Origin of the sequence: Pararhodobacter sp., assembly GCF_034676545.1 — a bacterium.
Taxonomy (GTDB): Bacteria; Pseudomonadota; Alphaproteobacteria; order Rhodobacterales; family Rhodobacteraceae; genus Pararhodobacter.
Genome location: NZ_JAUCBZ010000012.1, coordinates 15,435 through 33,474, shown reverse-complemented (window position 1 = coordinate 33,474; position 18,040 = coordinate 15,435). Strand labels below are relative to the sequence as shown.

17 protein-coding genes are annotated in these 18,040 nt (G+C 61.6%); 14 read left to right on the top strand and 3 right to left on the bottom strand.

Annotated features, from left to right (window positions below):
• The first annotated feature begins 34 nt into the window (after positions 1-34).
• The 7 genes from VDQ28_RS02695 (at position 35) to VDQ28_RS02665 (ending at position 7,361) form a co-directional block, all read left to right on the top strand.
• Positions 35-1,045 carry a nitronate monooxygenase family protein gene (locus tag VDQ28_RS02695; RefSeq protein WP_323034470.1) on the top strand — a complete coding sequence of 337 codons (1,011 nt, stop codon included), beginning with the start codon at positions 35-37 and terminating at the stop codon, positions 1,043-1,045.
• The gene (locus tag VDQ28_RS02690) at positions 1,042-2,022 is read left to right on the top strand and encodes a tripartite tricarboxylate transporter substrate binding protein (RefSeq protein WP_323034469.1); all 981 of its coding nucleotides are present in this window, start codon (positions 1,042-1,044) and stop codon (positions 2,020-2,022) included. Before VDQ28_RS02695 ends, VDQ28_RS02690 begins: the two co-directional genes overlap by 4 nt.
• An 83-nt stretch (positions 2,023-2,105) precedes the next feature.
• Entirely contained in the window at positions 2,106-3,689 is a 1,584-nt protein-coding gene (locus VDQ28_RS02685; protein ID WP_323034468.1) for an AMP-binding protein, read from the top strand.
• A complete protein-coding gene (locus tag VDQ28_RS02680) occupies positions 3,679-4,122 on the top strand; it encodes a tripartite tricarboxylate transporter TctB family protein (protein WP_323034467.1) in 444 nt (147 codons plus the stop codon). Before VDQ28_RS02685 ends, VDQ28_RS02680 begins: the two co-directional genes overlap by 11 nt.
• 9 nt (positions 4,123-4,131) lie before the next feature.
• A complete protein-coding gene (locus VDQ28_RS02675) occupies positions 4,132-5,637 on the top strand; it encodes a tripartite tricarboxylate transporter permease (protein WP_323034466.1) in 1,506 nt (501 codons plus the stop codon).
• 11 nt (positions 5,638-5,648) lie between these two features.
• A complete protein-coding gene (locus tag VDQ28_RS02670) occupies positions 5,649-6,386 on the top strand; it encodes an enoyl-CoA hydratase/isomerase family protein (RefSeq protein WP_323034465.1) in 738 nt (245 codons plus the stop codon).
• 84 nt (positions 6,387-6,470) lie between these two features.
• Positions 6,471-7,361, top strand: a complete 891-nt coding sequence (locus tag VDQ28_RS02665; protein ID WP_323034464.1) for a LysR family transcriptional regulator — start codon at positions 6,471-6,473, stop codon at positions 7,359-7,361.
• A 45-nt stretch (positions 7,362-7,406) separates the two neighbouring features.
• Here the strand turns inward: VDQ28_RS02665 and VDQ28_RS02660 are convergent, their stop codons facing one another.
• Complete coding sequence (locus VDQ28_RS02660) at positions 7,407-7,907, bottom strand: DUF3237 domain-containing protein (RefSeq protein WP_323034463.1); 501 nt, start codon at positions 7,905-7,907, stop codon at positions 7,407-7,409.
• Positions 7,904-9,523 (bottom strand): alpha/beta hydrolase fold domain-containing protein, encoded by a 1,620-nt coding sequence (locus tag VDQ28_RS02655; RefSeq protein ID WP_323034462.1) that lies wholly within the window; start codon positions 9,521-9,523, stop codon positions 7,904-7,906. Before VDQ28_RS02655 ends, VDQ28_RS02660 begins: the two co-directional genes overlap by 4 nt.
• A gap of 113 nt (positions 9,524-9,636) precedes the next feature.
• Between VDQ28_RS02655 and VDQ28_RS02650 the strand changes: the two genes are divergently transcribed.
• The 5 genes from VDQ28_RS02650 (at position 9,637) to VDQ28_RS02630 (ending at position 15,312) form a co-directional block, all read left to right on the top strand.
• The gene (locus VDQ28_RS02650) at positions 9,637-10,515 is read left to right on the top strand and encodes a shikimate dehydrogenase (protein WP_323034461.1); all 879 of its coding nucleotides are present in this window, start codon (positions 9,637-9,639) and stop codon (positions 10,513-10,515) included.
• A 46-nt stretch (positions 10,516-10,561) separates the two neighbouring features.
• Positions 10,562-11,539, top strand: a complete 978-nt coding sequence (gene dctP, locus VDQ28_RS02645; RefSeq protein ID WP_323034460.1) for a TRAP transporter substrate-binding protein DctP — start codon at positions 10,562-10,564, stop codon at positions 11,537-11,539.
• A gap of 61 nt (positions 11,540-11,600) precedes the next feature.
• Complete coding sequence (locus tag VDQ28_RS02640) at positions 11,601-12,131, top strand: TRAP transporter small permease (RefSeq protein WP_323034459.1); 531 nt, start codon at positions 11,601-11,603, stop codon at positions 12,129-12,131.
• A complete protein-coding gene (locus VDQ28_RS02635) occupies positions 12,124-13,419 on the top strand; it encodes a TRAP transporter large permease (RefSeq protein ID WP_323034458.1) in 1,296 nt (431 codons plus the stop codon). The genes VDQ28_RS02640 and VDQ28_RS02635 overlap by 8 nt, the downstream gene beginning before the upstream one ends.
• 3 nt (positions 13,420-13,422) lie before the next feature.
• Positions 13,423-15,312, top strand: a complete 1,890-nt coding sequence (locus VDQ28_RS02630; RefSeq protein ID WP_323034457.1) for a bifunctional sugar phosphate isomerase/epimerase/4-hydroxyphenylpyruvate dioxygenase family protein — start codon at positions 13,423-13,425, stop codon at positions 15,310-15,312.
• A 40-nt stretch (positions 15,313-15,352) separates the two neighbouring features.
• Here VDQ28_RS02630 and VDQ28_RS02625 read toward each other — a convergent pair whose 3' ends face one another.
• Positions 15,353-15,550, bottom strand: coding sequence for a TRAP transporter large permease subunit (locus tag VDQ28_RS02625; RefSeq protein WP_323034504.1), 198 nt, complete (start codon positions 15,548-15,550; stop codon positions 15,353-15,355).
• 217 nt (positions 15,551-15,767) lie between these two features.
• Here VDQ28_RS02625 and VDQ28_RS02620 point away from each other — a divergent pair, with 217 nt between their 5' ends.
• Together VDQ28_RS02620 and ligM are read left to right on the top strand one after the other, a co-directional pair.
• Positions 15,768-16,502 (top strand): GntR family transcriptional regulator, encoded by a 735-nt coding sequence (locus VDQ28_RS02620; protein WP_323034456.1) that lies wholly within the window; start codon positions 15,768-15,770, stop codon positions 16,500-16,502.
• Between the two features lie 115 nt (positions 16,503-16,617).
• Positions 16,618-18,024: a vanillate/3-O-methylgallate O-demethylase gene (ligM, locus tag VDQ28_RS02615; RefSeq protein WP_323034455.1), complete on the top strand. Its 1,407-nt coding sequence runs from the start codon at positions 16,618-16,620 to the stop codon at positions 18,022-18,024.
• The last annotated feature ends 16 nt before the right edge of the window (positions 18,025-18,040 follow it).

Here is an 18,040-nt window from a genome sequence, read left to right as displayed (position 1 = left end):
CATCGCGTCAAATTCCGTCATTGAAGGTCAAACGATGCCCACATTTTCTGACATCAAGGCGCGGATGCGCCTGCCGTTGATTGGCTCTCCACTGTTTATCGTCTCTTATCCGGAACTGGTCGCGGCGCAATGCAAGGCCGGGATTGTCGGATCATTTCCCGCTCTGAATGCACGGCCCGAGGGGGAATTGGTGAAGTGGATCGAGTTTCTCAACGAGGAGCTGGCGAAATGGGACCGTGACAACCCCGATCGCCCCTCGGCCCCCTATGCGGTCAATCAGATCGTGCACAAAAGCAACACGCGGCTGGATGACGACATGGGCGTGTGTGTCGATTACAAGGTGCCGCTGATCATCTCGTCACTGGGCGCGCGGCCCGAGATCAACGACGCGGTGCACGGCTATGGCGGGCTTGTGCTGCATGACGTGATCAACAACCGCTTTGCCAAGAAGGCCATCGAAAAGGGCGCCGATGGGCTGGTCGCCGTGGCCGCCGGGGCCGGAGGGCACGCCGGGCGCCTGTCGCCCTTTGCGCTGATGCAGGAAATCCGCGACTGGTTCGACGGCCCGGTCGCCTTGGCCGGGGCGATCAGCAACGGGCGTTCGATAGTGGCGACACAGGCTCTGGGCGCGGATTTCGCCTATGCCGGGACGGTGTTCATCGCCACCGAAGAGGCCCATGCCTCGCCTGCCTATAAAGACGCCATTGTCGAACACGCGGCCGATGACATCATCTACACCAATTTTTTCACGGGCGTGCATGGCAACTACCTGCGCCCGTCGATCGAAGCCGCCGGCATCGACCCCGACGTTCTGCAATCGGGCAATCCCGAGCAGATGAAGGTTCTCGAATATCGGTCCGAAGGCAAATCAAAGGCCTGGAAGGATATCTGGGGTTGCGGCCAGGGGATCGGCGCCATCGACAAGGTTGGCACGGTGGCCGAGGTGGTTGACCGGATGGCGCACGAATACAACGCCGCACTTGCAGACATGAAAGCACTCAACGCCGTGCGACAGCGGCAGATTTCTGGGAGGAATAGACCATGACGACACTCAAACGCAGAACCACGCTTGCAGGGTTTGTGGCGCTGACCGCGGCATTGACGCTGCCCGGAGTCACGCTGGCCGACGAGGCCTTTCCCGCGAAACCGGTGACCATCGTTGTGCCATTCGCCGCCGGTGGTGGCGGCGATTTCGCCGCGCGCATGGTGGCGGCCAGCCTGCAAGAGCACCTCGGCGTGCCGGTCAACGTCTTGAACCGTCCCGGCGGTGATGGGGTGATCGGCGCCACGGCCGTCGCCACCGCCGAGCCCGATGGTTACACGCTGCTGATGGCAACGCCCTCGCCGATGAACTACGCACCGGCGATCCACCGCACGAATCCGCCCTACGACCCGATCGCAGATTTCCGCCCGGTCTCGTCCTTTGGGCCTTATGTCTTTGAATTCGTTGTCAACTCCGAATTGCCGGTCACGACATTGGACGAATTTGTCGCCTATGTTCGCGCCCATCCGGGTGAGGTGAATTATGCCACGGGCGATTCCACCGCAATCGTCGCCACCGCGCAATTTGCCGAGGCCGCCGGTCTGGACATGGTGCATATCCCCTACAGCGGAAGCGGCGCGGCCTTGCCCGATCTGGCGGCGAACCGCGTGCAGGCGATGTTCCTGACCCTCAGCGCGATTCGTCAACTGGAGGACAAGGTGCGCCCGCTGGCGGTGCTGTTCCCCGAGCGCACGCATATCGACCCGGACTTGCCGACATTCGTGGAGCTTGGCTATGCCTCGGTCGATCTTGACCCGTGGTCGGGCTTTTTCACCACCGCTGGCGCGCCGGATGATGTGGTCAACCAGATGTCCGAGGCGCTCAACGTGGTCTTGAGCCAGCCCGAACTCGTCGAGCGCTTTGCCACCTTCGGCACCATTTTGCAGCCGGGAACGCCCGAAGAACTGGGCGAAACCCTGGCATATCAACTGGGTGTCTGGCGGCGCATGGTCGATCTGATCGGCATTCCGACGGACTGATCACGGTCTCAATGGATTGCCGGCCTCGGTCTTGAGCCCCGTCATGGCATCAAGGCCGGGGTCGGCAAGTTTCTGGATGGTTTATGGCTCATATTTCTCAGATTGCAGCGCAAAGCGGTGACTCGGTCGCCTTTATTGACGACGCCACAGGCCAACGCATCCGCTTTGGCGCGCTTGAAGCGCTGATCAACCAGACGGCGCGGTTCCTGATCGCGCAGGGTGTCCGGCCCGGCGGCAATATCGCGTTCTGTCTGCCCAACGACCTGAGTCATGTGGTGTTGATCCTCGCGGCGCAGCGAACCGGCGCGTATTACACGATGATCCCCAGCAAATCCTCGCTGCGCGACGTGGCCTTTTTTGTCGAGGATTGCGGCGCGCCGCTGCTGATAACCGGGGCGGGTATGTTTGACGCGCAGCCCCTGGCAAACGCCCTGCCCGCGCAGACGCGGGTGCTGATGCTGGACGGGCCGGAACTGGCCTATGGCGACAGCCTCGCGGCGCTGGTTGCACCGCATCCGCCGCACCCGCACCCGGAATTTCGCACCGGCACGCAGATGAGCTATTCGTCAGGCTCGACCGGGAAGCCCAAAGGCATCCGCACGCCCCTGCCCGACCGGCCGTGGAACGCGCCTGATCCGCGAAACGAACGCGCCGCGGCGGATTCCGGGTTGGACGGCACGGCGGTTTTCCTCAACACCTCGCCGATTTATCACAGCGCGCCGCACCGTTTTGTGTGCGCGGCCCTCTCGGCGGGCGCGACGGTTGTTTCCATGCGTCACTTCGATGCACTCGCCGCACTCAAGGCCATCGAGAAATACCGCTGCACCCACGGGCTTTGGGTGCCAACCATGTTCCACCGTCTGCTTTCGCTGCCCAAAGAGCAGCGTGAACGCTATGACCTGTCCAGCATCCGCTCGGCGATACATGGCGCGGCCCCCTGCCCGATTGCCACCAAAGAGGCGATGATCGCCTGGTGGGGGCCGGTGCTGGACGAGTATTATTCCGGCACCGAGGGCATTGGAAACGCGATTATCTCCAGCAAGGAATGGTTGCAGCACAAAGGGTCGGTTGGGCGACCACTCCATTGCACTGCGCATATTCTGGACGACAATGACAACGAGCTTCCCACCGGCGAGGTCGGCGGGATCTATTTCGACAGCCCCGCCAGTTTCAGCTATTGGAACGCTGCCGAAAAGACCAAGGCCAGCATCAGCCGCCAAGGCTGGAAGACCTTTGGCGATCTTGGCTATGTCGATGCGGATGGCTATCTGTATCTCACCGGGCGGCGCAGTTTCACCATCATCTCGGGTGGCGTGAACCTCTACCCGCAAGAGATCGAGGCGGCGCTGATCGCCTGCCCCGATGTGGTGGATGCGGTGGTCATCGGCCTCCCCGACCCCGATTTTGGCGAGCGTGCGGTGGCGTTGATCAATCTGCGCGATGGTTTGCAGCCAACCACCCGAACCCTTGCCGCGATAAAACAGCGTTTGCGCGACGAACTGGGGTCGATCAAGACGCCAAAAGCGTTTCATTTCATCCGCACGCCGCTGCACAACGACTCGGGCAAGGTGCAACGGCCCAAGCTGATCGAGGCGTTTCTGAAGGGCGCGGTTGCCGAATGGCCCGTGCTTGAAACCGAAAGCGGAGCGATTGACAATGGCCAGTAACCGGCGCGCCGAAATCCTGGGGGGCCTGATCCTGCTGGTCATCGGTCTTGCCACGGTCCTGTATACGCGGGCGCATTATCCGCTGGGCACGTTGCGCCAGATCGGGCCGGGGTTTGTGCCGACCGCTCTGGGCGTGTTGCTGGTCCTTCTGGGTGGTGCCATCGCCTGGGTCGCGCGGCCGCGCGAAACACGGCCAATGCGCGGCGGCATGGGCAATGTCGCGGCCATTGCGGGCGGCGTTCTGGCCTTTGCCGTGCTGCTGGAGCGCGCGGGATTCGTCATCGCCATTGCCGTTACCGTGCTCATCGTCACCCTGCCCTGGACGGATCGCGGCTGGCTGTCACGGGTCATCGTTGCCGGCGTGACAATCGCCTTTGTCTGGCTTGTCTTTTACTGGGGGCTGGACATGCAAATCCGCCCCTTTGCGTTTTGAGGTGCGGCCATGAATGATCTTGACGGAGTTCTGGCGGGGCTGAGTTCGCTCTTTCAGTTGCAAACCCTGCTGTCGTGTTTCAGCGGCGTGTTTCTGGGCACGCTTATCGGCGTTCTGCCCGGCGTCGGTCCACTGGCGGCGCTGTCCTTGCTGCTGCCATTGACCTATTACATGGACCCCGGTGCGGCGCTGATTTTCCTGTCAGGGGTGTATTACGGCACGCAATACGGCGGGGCGATCACCTCGATCCTGCTCAATATTCCGGGCACTGCAACCTCGGCGGTCACCTGCATCGACGGCGGCCCGATGGCCAAGGCCGGGCGCGCGCATCAGGCGCTGACCGCCGCGCTGACCGCCTCGTTTGTCGGCTCGATGATCGGCATCGCGGTGATCTTGCTGTTCGCGCCGCTGCTGGCCGTGGTCGGCTTCATGTTCGGCCCGTCCGAGTATTTCGCGGCGCTGTTGCTGGGCTTGATTGCCTCGGCGTCGGTCGGTGGCAGTTCCGCGCTCAAGAATATCGCCATGGCGGTTCTGGGCGTCCTGCTGGGCGTGATCGGGCTTGATGTGAACTCGGGCATCCCGCGGTTTTCCTTTGGCGTGCATGAGCTTTACAACGGGTTGAGCATCGTCGCGCTGGCGATGGGTCTGTTTGGCATCACCGAGGTGATGGGCAACATCAACCTGTCCCGGCTCAGCAGCAGTGCCGCGGATCTTTCGGCGCGCACCTCCCGGTTCTGGGCAAACACCTGGCCGCTAATCTATCGCCCGATTCTGCGCGGCTCGGCAATCGGCGCCTTTTTCGGCACGCTGCCGGGGACCGGGCCGGGGATTTCATCGTTCATGGCCTATGCCTTTGAAAAGAAGGTGGCAAACGAGCCCGACCGCTTTGGTCATGGCGCAATCGAAGGTGTCGCCGCGCCCGAAGCGGCGAATAACTCGGCGGCAATGACCGCCTTTATCCCCACGCTCATGCTCGGGATTCCGGGCGAGGTTGTCATGTCGCTCTTGCTGGGTGCGATGATCATTCACGGGCTGCAACCCGGTCCGATGCTGGCGACCACCCACCCGGATATCTTCTGGGGCCTGATTTTCAGCTTTGGCTTGGGCAACGTGCTGCTGCTGGCCATGAACCTGCCGCTGTTGCGGGTCTGGGCGGCGCTGCTGAAAGTGCCCTTCAACCTGCTCTATCCGATGATCGTCGTGCTGATCTGCATTGGCAGCTACAGCGTCGGCTACAGCACTTTTGATCTCTACGTCGTCGCCGCCACAGGGGTTATCGGCTATTGGCTGGTCAAGGCCGATTTCAGCCCCGCGCCCTTGCTGCTGGGGTTCGTGCTGGGCCCGATGGTCGAGGAAAACTTCCGCCGCGCCATGCTGATGGCGCGCGGCGATCTGATCCAGATGGCCTCGGGGCCGATCACCGCGGGCTTTCTCCTGTGCAGCGCGGGTTTGCTGTTCTTCACCATCCGCGCGGAACTGACCGGCCGTCGCGCCGCCGCACTTGCTGAAAAATAAGGGAGGACATCATGTCCGAAGTCACCTTGAAACGCGACGGCCATGTGCTGATCATCACGCTCAACCGGCCCGATGTGCTGAACGCCTGGAACACGGCGCTGATCCACGGGCTGCACGCGGCATGGAAAACACTTGCTGCCGATCCTGATCTGCGCGTCGCCGTCCTGCACGGTGCGGGACGGATTTTCACCGCCGGGCTGGACCTCAAGGAGGTGCCGCGCGACGGGATCCTGGGAATCCCCAACATGACGGTGCCCTGCCGCAAACCGATTCTGGTGGCGGTCGAAGGCGCGGCGATCGGCTATGGTGCGGTCACCGCGATGTTCGCGGATATGGTGTTTGCCGCAGAGAGCGCCTATTTCCTTTACCCCGAGGCAAAAATGGGCGTTTTTCAAGGGCTTATGGGCGGCTTTCCGGGGCGCGTGCAATACAAGGCCGGCCTGCAATGGCTGTTGACCGCCGAAAAGCTGGGGGCCACCCGCGCGCGTGAAATCGGGCTTGTGAACGAGGTTCTGCCCGATGGTCAGGCGTTTGACCGCGCGCTGGAAGTCGCCCGGAAAATCGCCACGCATGCGCCTTTGGTGGTGCAAGCCATCAAGGACATCGCGCTTGGCACGATCCCCAAGGGCCCGATGGAGCAAAATCTCGGTGTCAACCGCATGATCGAGGCGGTGATGTCCAGCCATGACGCGCAAGAAGGCATGAAAGCCGCACAAGAACGCCGCGTTGCCGATTTCAAAGGCGATTAAGCCGGGTCAACGGACCGGCGGCTTGGGGTTTGTGTCAGGGTGGCAAGTGCGTATACTGGGCTGGTGAAACAAAATGGCCCGATCATGCGCCTTGTTCTGTCTGAATTGCGCTATTTTGTCGAACTGGCCCATCGCCTGAGCTTTACCAATGCCGCCGAAGCTCTGGGGATCACGCAACCGACCTTGAGCACGGCGATCCGTCAGCTCGAGGGCAAGCTGGGTCAAAAGCTGTTCGACCGCGACACGCGGGGCGTGCGTTTGACCCCGTTTGGCAATGAGGCGTTGCGGTTGTCGCTGCGGCTGCTCGAGAACGCGGTTGCAACCGAACGCGAGCTGGCCGATCTGGCCGCCGGGCGCGTGGGGCGCTTGCGCATTGCCGCGCCGTCAACCTATTTCGCCACCATCCTCAAAGAAGCGCTGGTGCAGTTTCGACGGGAAAACAGCGCGATCCAGATCGAGATCGAGGATACCGACGGGGATTCCGCCACCGAGCTTTTGCGCCGCGATCTGGTGGATTTCAGTGTCACGCCTTTTGTGCCCGGAGGCCGCGAATTGACCGGGTTCCAGATCGGGTCGATGCAGGCCGTCGCCGTGTATCATCCTGATTTCGAGCCTGAATTGGGCGCGTGTGTGACCTGGGCGGACCTGTCAAAGCGGGTGGCGATCATTCTGCGGTCGCGCGATTCCGCCGGGCGTCTGTTCAACGAGAATATCCGCAAGATGGGGGTGACCTTTGCCGGCATCCATCGGCTCAACGAGTTTCAAGCGGTCCGGGGCCTGATCGAATCCGGTTTCGGCGTTGGCGTCATGTCGGACCTGACCGCCAGCCAATTCGGCCCGCCGTTTCGCATTGCCAAAATTACACCAACCGCCAAGCCGGTTGACCTGTATATCTATAAATCCGCCTTGCGCACCCAAACGCCGATAATGGGCCGATTTCTGGACATCATCCGCGCGAATTTTCCGCGCAAGTAGCGCACGGGTTGCCGCGCGGATGCAAGGCGGGTCTCTGCGACGGTATCACCCGGCGTGGTTAAGCACTTCCCATCCCCGGATCACGACATAGCCGGGATTTGGCTGATGGGAATGCAGACTACCGAGGAAAAAGCGCCGGTTCAGCCAGTCCCATTTGCCCTTTGGCGCGGTCACCAGCACCCGGGAAACCGCATAGCGATGCGGCTGCGCATTGGCATCAACCAACACCTGATTGTCGATGTTCAGAACGGTTCCGTCAGCCACCCGCATCTCGTAAATCGCGCGCAGTTCCTTGATGCCATCCGCGCGCAGGAGTTGCCGGTCGGCGCCGCCCGCAAGGATGGTCCCGTGGAAATCCGGATACGTCGGCCCGCCCCGAAATTGCCCGCCGGTGATCGGCACCATGCCCCTGTGACCCAGTGGGCCCGCGCCCAGATCCATCCCCGGCGCAATGGTCACGACGGCTTCCCACGCCAGTTGCTGCGCGAACGGACTGCCCGGCAGGTCTATCAGACACTGGTTCAGATCAATATCTGTCATCGTCATGTCAGTGCCGCCAACCAAGCCGACATGGTGCGCAGCGACTGACGGCTGGCCTCGCAAAATTCCATGGCCCGCATATAGCCGTGGATAAGCCCTTCGCCGTGGTCCAGTGTTACGGGCACCCCGGCAGCCTGCAACGCCTCGGCATAGGCCAAACCCGAGTCGCGCAAGGGGTCATTCTGTGCGACCGCGATATAGGCCGGGGGCAGGCCCGCATGGCTGGCGGCCACCAAGGGCGCAACTCTTGGGTTGTTGTGCAATTGCGCGGTGTCGGGGGAATAGAGCGCGTTAACCAGATCCATGCCGCGGGTCTGCAACAAGGGCGCGTTGGCGTTTTCGGTATAGCTGGGGCGCGACTGGTCAAAATCGCACGCGGGATAGATCAGCAACTGGCCCGTCAGCGCAACCTCGGAGCCGCGCAAATCCAGTGCCAACGCCGCCGCCAGGTTGCCGCCCGCGCTATCGCCGCCCACGGCAATGCGGTCGGGGTCAATGCCCAGCGTTGCGGCCTTGGCATGAACCCAGCGCGCCACGGCGTTGCACTGGTCGATCGCGGCAGGGAACGGGTGCTCGGGTGCCAGCGCGTAATCGACACTGATCACGGTCATGGCGGCATCGGCGGCAATCCGGGCGGTGATATCGGCGTGGGTTTCCGGTGATCCCTGCATCCAGGCACCGCCGTGCATGTAGATCAAGGCAGGCTGAACCGCGCCGGTTTCTTTGCGATAGACCCGCACGCGCACCGGCCCGGCCTTGCTGTCGATCCAATGCTCGGCGCTGTCGGTCACGCCGTCAGGGAACGGCAGGCGCATCTCGGCGGCGATGACTTCGAATTTTTTGCGCCGATCGGCGGGGCTGGCGCCTTGGGGTAAACGCGCCCATTTGGCATTCCATGCGTCGAGGAACGGCAGCAGTTCAGGGTTCAGCATCGGCCTGTCCTTTAAAGGGGTTCCAGTTTGCGGACGTGGCGTCACCAGCCGCAAGACGGCCTCGACGGTCTGCGCCTTGAGCCGCGCTTGCCCACTGTTTGAAAACAGCGACGCGCCAAAACTCTCGGTGAAGCTGGGCCGGTTCGAGACGTTGAAGAATGACAGCGCCGAGATATGCCAGTGCAACTCAAGCGGGGTGATGTCGGTGCGAAACACGCCCTGTTTTTGACCACGCGCCAAAAGGCCAGCCAGTTTCTCGACGGCTCCGGCGTTCACCCGGCCCATCAATCCAGAGGCTTGCAGATGCACGGCATTGTGGACGTTTTCAATCATCACCAATCGGATGAAGTCAGGGTTGGCGCGGTGGTGCTCAAAGGTGAAATCAACCAAGGCTCGCAGCGCATCCAACGGATTGAGATGGTCCAGCGCAAGCGCATCCTCGCCAGCGCGGACCTTGGCGTAAGCCGCCTCGAGGACCTGTAGATACAGCCCCTCTTTGTCCGCAAAGTAATAATACACCATGCGCTTGGAGGTCGCGGTCTGTGCGGCGATGTCCTCGACTCGCGTCGATGCATACCCCTGTCGCGCAAACGCGGCCGTCGCGGCATCGAGGATTGCGCGGCGCACCCCCTCTGGATCCTGCTTCCATTTCTGGCGGCCATTGCCGCCGCTCATCACGCCTTCACCCATCTGGCCCGCGCTCCCTGATTCTCACTCAATTTAACCTAAAGGAACATTTGTGTTGACACAATTAACTTCTGAGAACATTTTGAACCGCAGATCCTGGGAGGGAATCACTGAACATGCCTGCGCCAGCACACAACCTGCCGAGCCCCAACGCCCTGCGTGTCGTCCGTGCCGGGTTGATCGGTGCGGGAATCGCGGCATCCCGGACGCCGCGCATGCATATCGAGGAAGGGCGCGCTCAGGGGATCAACTATGCCTATGAGCTGATCGACACCGACACGATGACCACCGCACCGGACATCGACACCTTGCTGACGCAAGCTCAGGCGCGTGGGCTTGATGGGGTCAATGTAACGTTTCCGTTCAAGCGCACCGCTTTGGCGCATGTCGATGAGATCGCCGCTTCGGCGGCCGCAGTGCGGGCAACCAACGCCATCGTTTTCCATAACGGGCGGCGTATCGCGCATAACACCGATTATTCCGGGTTCTCGATGGGCTTTCTGCGCCAGATCGGTGCAAGGCCCCACGCCACGGCGCTGCTGCTGGGGGCGGGCGGCGCCGGGGGGGCGGTCGCCAATGCGCTGCTCGATGCGGGCGTGCATCTGCTTTTTATCCACGACAAGGACGCGCAAGCCGTCAAGACGTTGGCCGCGACACTTGACGCGCGCCTTGGTCTGGGCCGCGTGCGGGCGGTCACGGATATGCGGATTGCCGCGGCGGCTGCCGATGGCATCGTCAACGCCACGCCGGTTGGCATGGTCAAGCAGCCGGGAACGCCGCTGGACATGGCACTGGTCGAGGCCCGGCACTGGGTCGTGGATATTGTCTATTTCCCGCTGGAGACAGCGTTTCTGCGCCAGGCCCGCGCGCTTGGCTGCCACACGATTGATGGCTCGGGCATGGCGGTGTTTCAAGCCGCCGCCGCGTTCGAGCTGTTCACCGGGCTTGCGCCCGACCCGGACCGGATGCGGGCGACATTCGACAGTTTTACCTGAAATCCGGTGCCTTTCGCGGCCCGGCAAACGCACATGGGAGGATACTATGCGTTTTACCCTCAAGACCACTCTGGCGGCCGGCGTGGCCGCTGTTGCCCTGACCGCGAACGCCGCCTTTGCGACGGTTGATCTGGTCTATTCGGACACCGTCACGGATGCGGATATCCGCTCGCAACTGCTGCAATCGGAATTCGGCGATTGCCTTGGCGACGAGTTCAATTTTCAGGCCTATCACGGCTCGACCCTGTTCGCGCAGGGCACCGAATTGACCGCCATGCAGCGCGGCAACCTCGATATGGCCAACCTCGCGATCTTTGACTTTTACAACCAGGTGCCGGCGACCTCGGTGCTGGGTCTGCCGTTTTTGTTCCGCGACTATGAGCATATGCGCGCCACCTATGACAGCGACGTGCTGGATGCGCTTTGGGCGCAGGTCGAGGAAGCCACCGGCGTCAAATTCCTGGCCTTTCCCTATATCGGCGCGCGCCACCTGTCCTATATCGGCGATCGCCGTTACATGACGCCCGAGGATCTGGCCGGCGTGCGCCTGCGGATGCCCGGCGGCGAGGGCTGGCAGTTTGTCGGTCAGGCGATGGGGGCAAGCCCGGTTCCGGTCCCGTTCACCGAGGTGTATACCGCGCTGCAAACCGGCGCGATTGATGCGCAGGACAACGGTTTCCCCGCGACCCGCTCCATGCGGTTCGACGAGCTGATCACCCATATGGCGCTGACCAACCACCTGATCGCGGCGAATGAATTCACCATCTCGCTGTCCAAGTGGAATTCGATGACCGCCGACCAGCAAGCGCGCGTGCAGATGTGCGCCGACCAGTTCGAAGCGGCGCTGGATCAGGTGACGCTGGATCAGGAAGCGACATTGCGCGGTGAATTCGAAGCGCAGGGCATCGACATCTATGTGCCCGACATCCCGGCGTTCCAGCGTCACGTCACCGAGGTCTACATGGCCTCGCCGTATTCCGCGGATTGGCCCGAGGGCCTGGTCGAGGCAATCGGCGCGCTCTGATCTTTCGCATCCAGAGGGCGGCACATGGCGTGCCGCCCACCCCCGCCCAAAGGATAAGGCCATGCCCAGCATCGCGCCGCTCGTCGGCTGGCTCTCGCGCCGCGCCGAGAACCTCATTGCCCTGTTGTTGCTGACCATGTTCGCGACATTCCTGTTGCAGATCATCTTTCGCTATGTGCTGGCGCTGCCGGTGTCGTGGACAAACTGGACCATCGAAGTCGTCTCGATCGCGTGGCTGTGGGGCATCCTGTTCGGGTATGCGTTCGTGGTCCGCGATGTCGATGTGATCCGGCTGGATATCGTCTATAACGCCCTGCCCCTGACCGCACGTCGCACGCTGGACGTGATCACCGGCCTGTTCGTCGCCGCAGTGCTGGCCTGGACGCTGCCGAAATGCTGGGACTATGTGCAGTTCATGCGCATCGAGCGCACCCCGGCGCTGCGCCTTCGCTACAACTATGTGTTCGGCATCTATTTGGCCTTCGCCGTCGCGGTGATCTTTCGGTCGCTGCTGGATGTCTGGGGCGGAATAACCGGTCGTGCCGCGCGCTATGCCACGCCACGCCACCCCGAGGGGCATGACTATGATTGATCCCTTTACCGTCACGATGCTGTTGATCGTCGCCTTGGCGATCATGGGCCATTCGATTGGTGTCTCGATGCTGGCGGGCAGTTTCGTCTACCTGCTGCTCAAGGGCTATGACGCCTCGATTGCCGCCGAGACGATGATGCAGGGCCTGTTCAACGGCTACACCTTGCTGGCGGTGCCGCTGTTCATTCTGGCCGCCGATATCATGAACATCGGCTCGCTGGCGGATAAACTGCTGAAATTCGCGCAGGCCCTGGTGGGTCGGTTCCGGGGTGGTCTGGGTCATGTCAACGTGGTGTCGTCGCTGATCTTTTCGGGCATGTCCGGCTCTGCGGTCGCGGATGCCGTGGGCATGGGCAAGATCATCATCACCATGATGACCAAGGACGGCAAATATACCGCCAGCTATGCCGCCGCGATCACCGCTGCCACGGCCACGATCGGCCCGATCATTCCGCCGTCAATCCCGATGGTGCTCTATGCGCTGGTGTCCGAGCAATCGGTCGGCTACCTGTTTGCGGCGGGCATCCTGCCGGGCCTGTTGATGGCCTTGCTCATGGGCGTCACCAACGGCGTGATGGCGCGGCGGCGCAACTTTCCCGTCGACAACAGCGTGCCTTTGCGGGAGTTGCCCAAAGCCACAGTCGAGGCAATCCCGGCGCTACTGCTGCCTGTCATCCTGCTGGGCGGCATCTATGGCGGGATCATGACCCCCACCGAAGCCGCCGCCGTCGCCGCCGCCTATGCGCTGTTCATCTCGGTGGTCCTGTATCGCTCTGTCACACTGCGCAGCTTTTATGGCGCGCTTCTGGGCTCGGCGCGCTCGACCGCCTCGGTCGGGATTCTGATCGCCGGGGCGCTGGCCTTCAACTATGTCATCACCCGCGAGAACGTGCCCGACAGCGTTGCGGCCCTGCTCAACGCGATGGACCTGGGGCCGGTGGGCTTTCTGATCGCCGTGAACGTGCTGTTTCTGGTGCTGGGCTGCGTGCTGGAGGCCGGGGCGCTGCTGCTGATTGTCGTGCCGATCCTGATTCCCGCCGCGAATGCGCTTGGCATCGACCTTGTGCATTTCGGGGTTGTGGTGGTCGTCAACGCCATGCTGGGCCTGATCACGCCGCCCTATGGGTTGCTGTTGTTCATCGTCGCCTCGATCACCAAGCAACCCTTGATGCCGATCATCAAGGATCTGGCGCCGTTCATCTTCATCCTGATCGTGGCGTTGATCATCATCACCTTCTCACCCGACTTCGTGTTGTTCCTGCCGCGCCAACTCGGCTATGGGGGCTGACCGATGTTGCACGCCATCGCCACAGTCTCGGTGCCCGGAACCCTGCGTGACAAGATCACCGCCATTGCGCAGGCCGGATTCAAGGGCGTTGAAATCTTTGAGCAGGATCTGATTGCCTTCGACGGCAGTCCGCGCGACGTCGGCGCGATGGTGCGCGATCATGGGCTGGAAATTGTGCTGTTCCAACCGTTTCGCGACTTCGAAGGGTTGCCGGAACCCTATCGCCACCGCGCGTTCATGCGCGCAGAGCGCAAGTTTGACCTGATGGCCGAATTGGGTGTCGCGGATATCCTGATCTGCTCATCGGTGCACCCGGCCGCTCTCGGTGGGGTCGACCGCATGGCGGCTGATTTCGCGGAGCTGGGCGAAATCGCCGCGCCGCGCGGCATCCGCGTGGGCTTCGAGGCGCTGGCCTGGGGCAAGCACATTTTTGACCACCGCGACGCGTGGGAAGTGGTGCGCCGCGCCGATCATCCGCATGTCGGCCTGATCCTCGACAGTTTTCACACGCTTGCTCGCAAGATTGATCCCGACACGATCCGCCGCATTCCCGGTGACAAGATCTTTTTCGTGCAACTCGCCGATGCCCCGCGCATCGAGATGGACTTGCTCTATTGGTCGCGCCACTTTCGCAACATGCCCGGCGAAGGGGATCTGGATGTGACCGGCTTCATGCGGGCCGTCGCCGCGACCGGCTACTCTGGTCCGGTGTCGTTGGAAATCTTCAACGACCAGTTTCGCGGTGGTAACCCCCGCTCTGTCGCACAAGACGGCTACCGCAGCCTTGTGGCGTTGATGGATGACGTGCGCGCGGCCGAGCCTGAAATCGCGCTGACGGTGCCGCACATCCCGCCGCGCGCGATCGTCGAGGGTGTCGAATTCCTGGAGTTCGCGGCGCGTGGGGCTGATGCCGCCGCCCTCGAATCCCTGTTCCAGACACTGGGGTTCCGCGCGGACTCCCGTCATCGCAGTCGCACCCTGACGGTTTGGCGGCAAGGAGACATACGGCTGTTGGTCAACCGCTCGCAAAGCGATTTTGCCGGGTCGGCTTATGCGCTGCACGGAGCCTCGGTTTGCGACATTGGCCTGCGCGTGGATGACGCCAAAGACTGTGCCACGCGCGCGGCGGCGCTGGGGTCCATGCCCTTCAACCAAGCGCGCGGCGTCGGCGAAATGCCGATCCCTGCGATCCGGGGTCTGGGCGGAAGCCTTGTGCATTTTATTGACCGTAAAAGCGGCTTGACCGATGTCTGGGACATTGAATTCCAGGCCTTGCCCGGCGCAACGGCCAGCGGCACTGGCCTGACCCGTATCGACCACATCGCGCAAACCATGAGCTATGACGCCATGCTCAGTTGGTCCCTGTTCCACGAGGCGCTTTTGTCGATGCGCCGCATGCCAATGGTCGATGTCGTCGATCCCGACGGGCTGGTGCGCAGTCAGGCGCTTGCCACTGCGGATGGTGCGTTTCGGGTCACGCTGAACGGGGCCGAGACGCACCGCACATTTGCCGGAAATTTTCTGGCAGACAGTTTCGGGGCCTCGGTGCAGCATGTGGCCTTTGCCTGCGACGACATCTTTGCGACCGTTGACAAACTCGCGGCCCATGCGTTTGCGGCGCTGCCCATGGGCGCGAATTACTATGACGACCTCGCCACGCGCTTTGATCTGGACGACGGTCTCCTGGCGCAATTGCGCGCGGCAAATATCCTCTATGACGAGGACGAGCACGGGCGATTCTTTCAGATCTACTCCCGCCCTTTCGGCACTGGTATGTTCTTTGAAATCGTCCAGCGAGACGGCCGCTATTCTGGCTATGGGGCACCCAACGCACCCTACCGGATCGCGGCCTTGAAGCGATTGACAAGAGATAAAGGCGTGCCGAAGGCGTGACTTCTTGATCGGCGGCAAGAGGCGCGAGAAACACGGCGCCTTACATCAGCGACGGAAGAAACAAGATGAACGACGGAAAGGCGATTGCAAGGATCACCACGACCAGATCCGCCGCCAGAAACGGCACCACGCCGCGAAAAATCTGCGCGACCGTCGCATATTGGCTGGCGACATTCCGAATGACAAAGACATTCATCCCGACGGGCGGTGTGATCATGCCGATCTCAAGCAATTTCACCAGAAGAACGCCAAACCACACCAGATCAATACCCTCGGCGCGAAAGATGGGGAGACCCGGCAGAATTCGCGGATACGGTCGCCTTCATCGTGCGCAATCGCTACATCAATGGCGAAACCCTGCGTCTGGATGGGGCGGTGCGGCTGCGGTCAAAATAGCGACTCGCTTGGCAAGGGCGCCTCTGCATGTATACATTGTGTGTATACATGGGGGCGCTATGGCTGAATCCAAAAGCATCAATCTGACCAAACGCGCGGCCTATGAGTTGCGCCAGAAGATCATTCATGGTGGCTTGCCGGGTGGCACGCGCCTCTTTGAGGTCGCGATTTCCGAGGAATTGCAAATCTCGCGAACCCCGGTGCGCGAGGCCATGTCGCGTCTGGCCGAGGAGGGCTTGCTTGAACGCGCGCGTGGCGGCGGGTTTCAGGTGCGCTCGTTCACCTTTCGCGACGTCGTTGATGCCATCGAACTGCGCGGGGTTCTGGAGGGGACGGCGGTAAGGTTGGCATCAGAACAGGGGGCTGAACAAGGTAAGCTGCGGGAAATAAATAATATTCTTATTGAGCTGGACGCGTGTTTCGCATCAGGAGGCGCGCCGATTGATTTCGATTCTTATAGCGAGAAGAACGCCATTTTCCACACGCGCCTTGCGGAGCTTTGCGAAAGCCCGGTGATCTTGCGAGAGCTCGACCGCGTGCGCTCTCTGCCCTTTGCATCGCCTTCGGCATTTGTGCTGGGTCAGGCAGATGTTGCCGGCTCGCATCAATCGCTGGTCATGGCGCAAGCGCAGCATCACGCCATGGTCAAGGCGATCGAGGCGCGTGAAGGCAGTCGCGCCGAAAGCATCGCTCGTGAACACGCGCGAATCGCCCGCGCAAACCTGGAGGAAGCCTTTGAGATTGACACAAAGGGGCGTGATACCGTGCCAGGCATGGCGTTGATCGTGCGCTAACGCCCGTCATGCATACAATTTCGGGGCTATTTCCGCGACGACCCGCAAATTCTTGTTGCCTAACATCCTGCGGCTTGCCATCTTGTATACATAGTTTGCTCTGGGAGGATGCGAAATGGCTGCACTGAGCCTTGAGGCGTTGATCGCCGAGCACGGCAATGCCGTGTCAATGTTGCGCAATTCAAAAATCGGAATGTATGTCTATCCCGTGGTTGCACCCGAGTTCAACAACTGGCGCGACGAACAGCGCGCCTGGGCTGAGAGCGCGGTCTTGTTCGACCAGTCGCACCACATGGACGAACTGATCGTCGAAGGCCCCGACGCGACCGCGTTCCTGTCGCAGCACGGCATCAACTCCTTCGCCAATTTCGACCTGAATCGCGCCAAGCACTTTGTCCCGGTAACGCCCAATGGCCATGTCATCGGCGACCACATCATTTTCCGCGAGCGCGAGGATAAATATATTCTTGTGGGCCGCGCGCCGACCTCGAACTGGCTGAAATTCTGCGCCGCCGTCGGCAAATGGTCGGTGCGGGTGACGCATGATCCGCGCTCGAACAGCCGCCCCGATGGCGAGCGGGTTCTGCGCACGCATTACCGTTTTCAGATCCAGGGCCCGGATGCGCCAAAGATTTTTGAAAAGATGAACGGCGGCCCGGTGCCGGATATCAAGTTTTTCCACGTCGATTGGATCAATATCGGCGGCCGCAAGGTGCAGGCGCTGCGCCACGGCATGTCCGGCGCGCCCGGCCTCGAGGTCTGGGGCCCCTATGCCGACAAACACTATATCCAGACCACCATCCTGCAAGCGGCGCGCGATGCCGGCGTCAATCTGGTGCAGTGCGGCGCGCGGGCCTATTCGACCAACACCTTGGAATCGGGTTGGATTCCCTCGCCTCTGCCGGGCATCTATACCGGCGACGGCATGCTCAAGGAATACCGCGAGTGGTTGGGGCCGGACAGCTACGAGGCGGCGGGTTCCATTGGTGGCTCGTTCGTGTCCGAGAATATCGAGGACTATTACGTCAACCCGTTCGAACTGGGCTATGATTTCTATATCGGCTGGAAAAAGGATGATTTTGTCGGCAAGGCCGCGCTTGAACAGATGAAGGCCGTTCGAGAAAAGCGCAAGAAGGTCACGTTTGAATGGAACCGTGATGACGTGCTCAAGGTCATTGCGTCCGGCTTCGAAAAAGGCACCCCCTATAAGTGGATCGACTTCCCGCAGCCGAACTATGCCTCGACGTCGGCGGATATGGTGATGAACGGCGACAAGATGGTGGGAATGTCCATGTTCAACGGCTTTTCATTCAATGAACGCTGCATGTTGAGCCTTGGGGTTGTCGATTGGGATGTTCAGGTCGGCGACGTGCTGACGATGAAATGGGGCGAGCCGGAAACCACCGGCAAGACCTCGACCGAGGCGCACAAGCAAACGGAAATCCGCGTGCGGGTCTCGGCGACGCCCTATGCTGCGCAGGCGCGTGAAAACTATGCGGATAGCTGGCGCACACGCAGTTAAGATACTTTCCCGGCGC

What these genes read in the sequence shown, in the direction of transcription:
- VDQ28_RS02630 (WP_323034457.1), top strand. Translation starts at nt 13,423, where the DNA reads ATGTTGCACGCCATCGCCACAGTCTCGGTGCCCGGAACCCTGCGTGAC.
- VDQ28_RS02675 (WP_323034466.1), top strand. Translation starts at nt 4,132, where the DNA reads ATGAATGATCTTGACGGAGTTCTGGCGGGGCTGAGTTCGCTCTTTCAG.
- VDQ28_RS02670 (WP_323034465.1), top strand. Translation starts at nt 5,649, where the DNA reads ATGTCCGAAGTCACCTTGAAACGCGACGGCCATGTGCTGATCATCACG.
- VDQ28_RS02660 (WP_323034463.1), bottom strand. Translation starts at nt 7,907, where the DNA reads ATGACGATGACAGATATTGATCTGAACCAGTGTCTGATAGACCTGCCG.
- VDQ28_RS02695 (WP_323034470.1), top strand. Translation starts at nt 35, where the DNA reads ATGCCCACATTTTCTGACATCAAGGCGCGGATGCGCCTGCCGTTGATT.
- ligM (WP_323034455.1), top strand. Translation starts at nt 16,618, where the DNA reads ATGGCTGCACTGAGCCTTGAGGCGTTGATCGCCGAGCACGGCAATGCC.
- VDQ28_RS02665 (WP_323034464.1), top strand. Translation starts at nt 6,471, where the DNA reads ATGCGCCTTGTTCTGTCTGAATTGCGCTATTTTGTCGAACTGGCCCAT.
- VDQ28_RS02690 (WP_323034469.1), top strand. Translation starts at nt 1,042, where the DNA reads ATGACGACACTCAAACGCAGAACCACGCTTGCAGGGTTTGTGGCGCTG.
- VDQ28_RS02620 (WP_323034456.1), top strand. Translation starts at nt 15,768, where the DNA reads ATGGCTGAATCCAAAAGCATCAATCTGACCAAACGCGCGGCCTATGAG.
- VDQ28_RS02635 (WP_323034458.1), top strand. Translation starts at nt 12,124, where the DNA reads ATGATTGATCCCTTTACCGTCACGATGCTGTTGATCGTCGCCTTGGCG.
- VDQ28_RS02650 (WP_323034461.1), top strand. Translation starts at nt 9,637, where the DNA reads ATGCCTGCGCCAGCACACAACCTGCCGAGCCCCAACGCCCTGCGTGTC.
- VDQ28_RS02655 (WP_323034462.1), bottom strand. Translation starts at nt 9,523, where the DNA reads ATGGGTGAAGGCGTGATGAGCGGCGGCAATGGCCGCCAGAAATGGAAG.
- VDQ28_RS02680 (WP_323034467.1), top strand. Translation starts at nt 3,679, where the DNA reads ATGGCCAGTAACCGGCGCGCCGAAATCCTGGGGGGCCTGATCCTGCTG.
- VDQ28_RS02685 (WP_323034468.1), top strand. Translation starts at nt 2,106, where the DNA reads ATGGCTCATATTTCTCAGATTGCAGCGCAAAGCGGTGACTCGGTCGCC.
- VDQ28_RS02640 (WP_323034459.1), top strand. Translation starts at nt 11,601, where the DNA reads ATGCCCAGCATCGCGCCGCTCGTCGGCTGGCTCTCGCGCCGCGCCGAG.
- dctP (WP_323034460.1), top strand. Translation starts at nt 10,562, where the DNA reads ATGCGTTTTACCCTCAAGACCACTCTGGCGGCCGGCGTGGCCGCTGTT.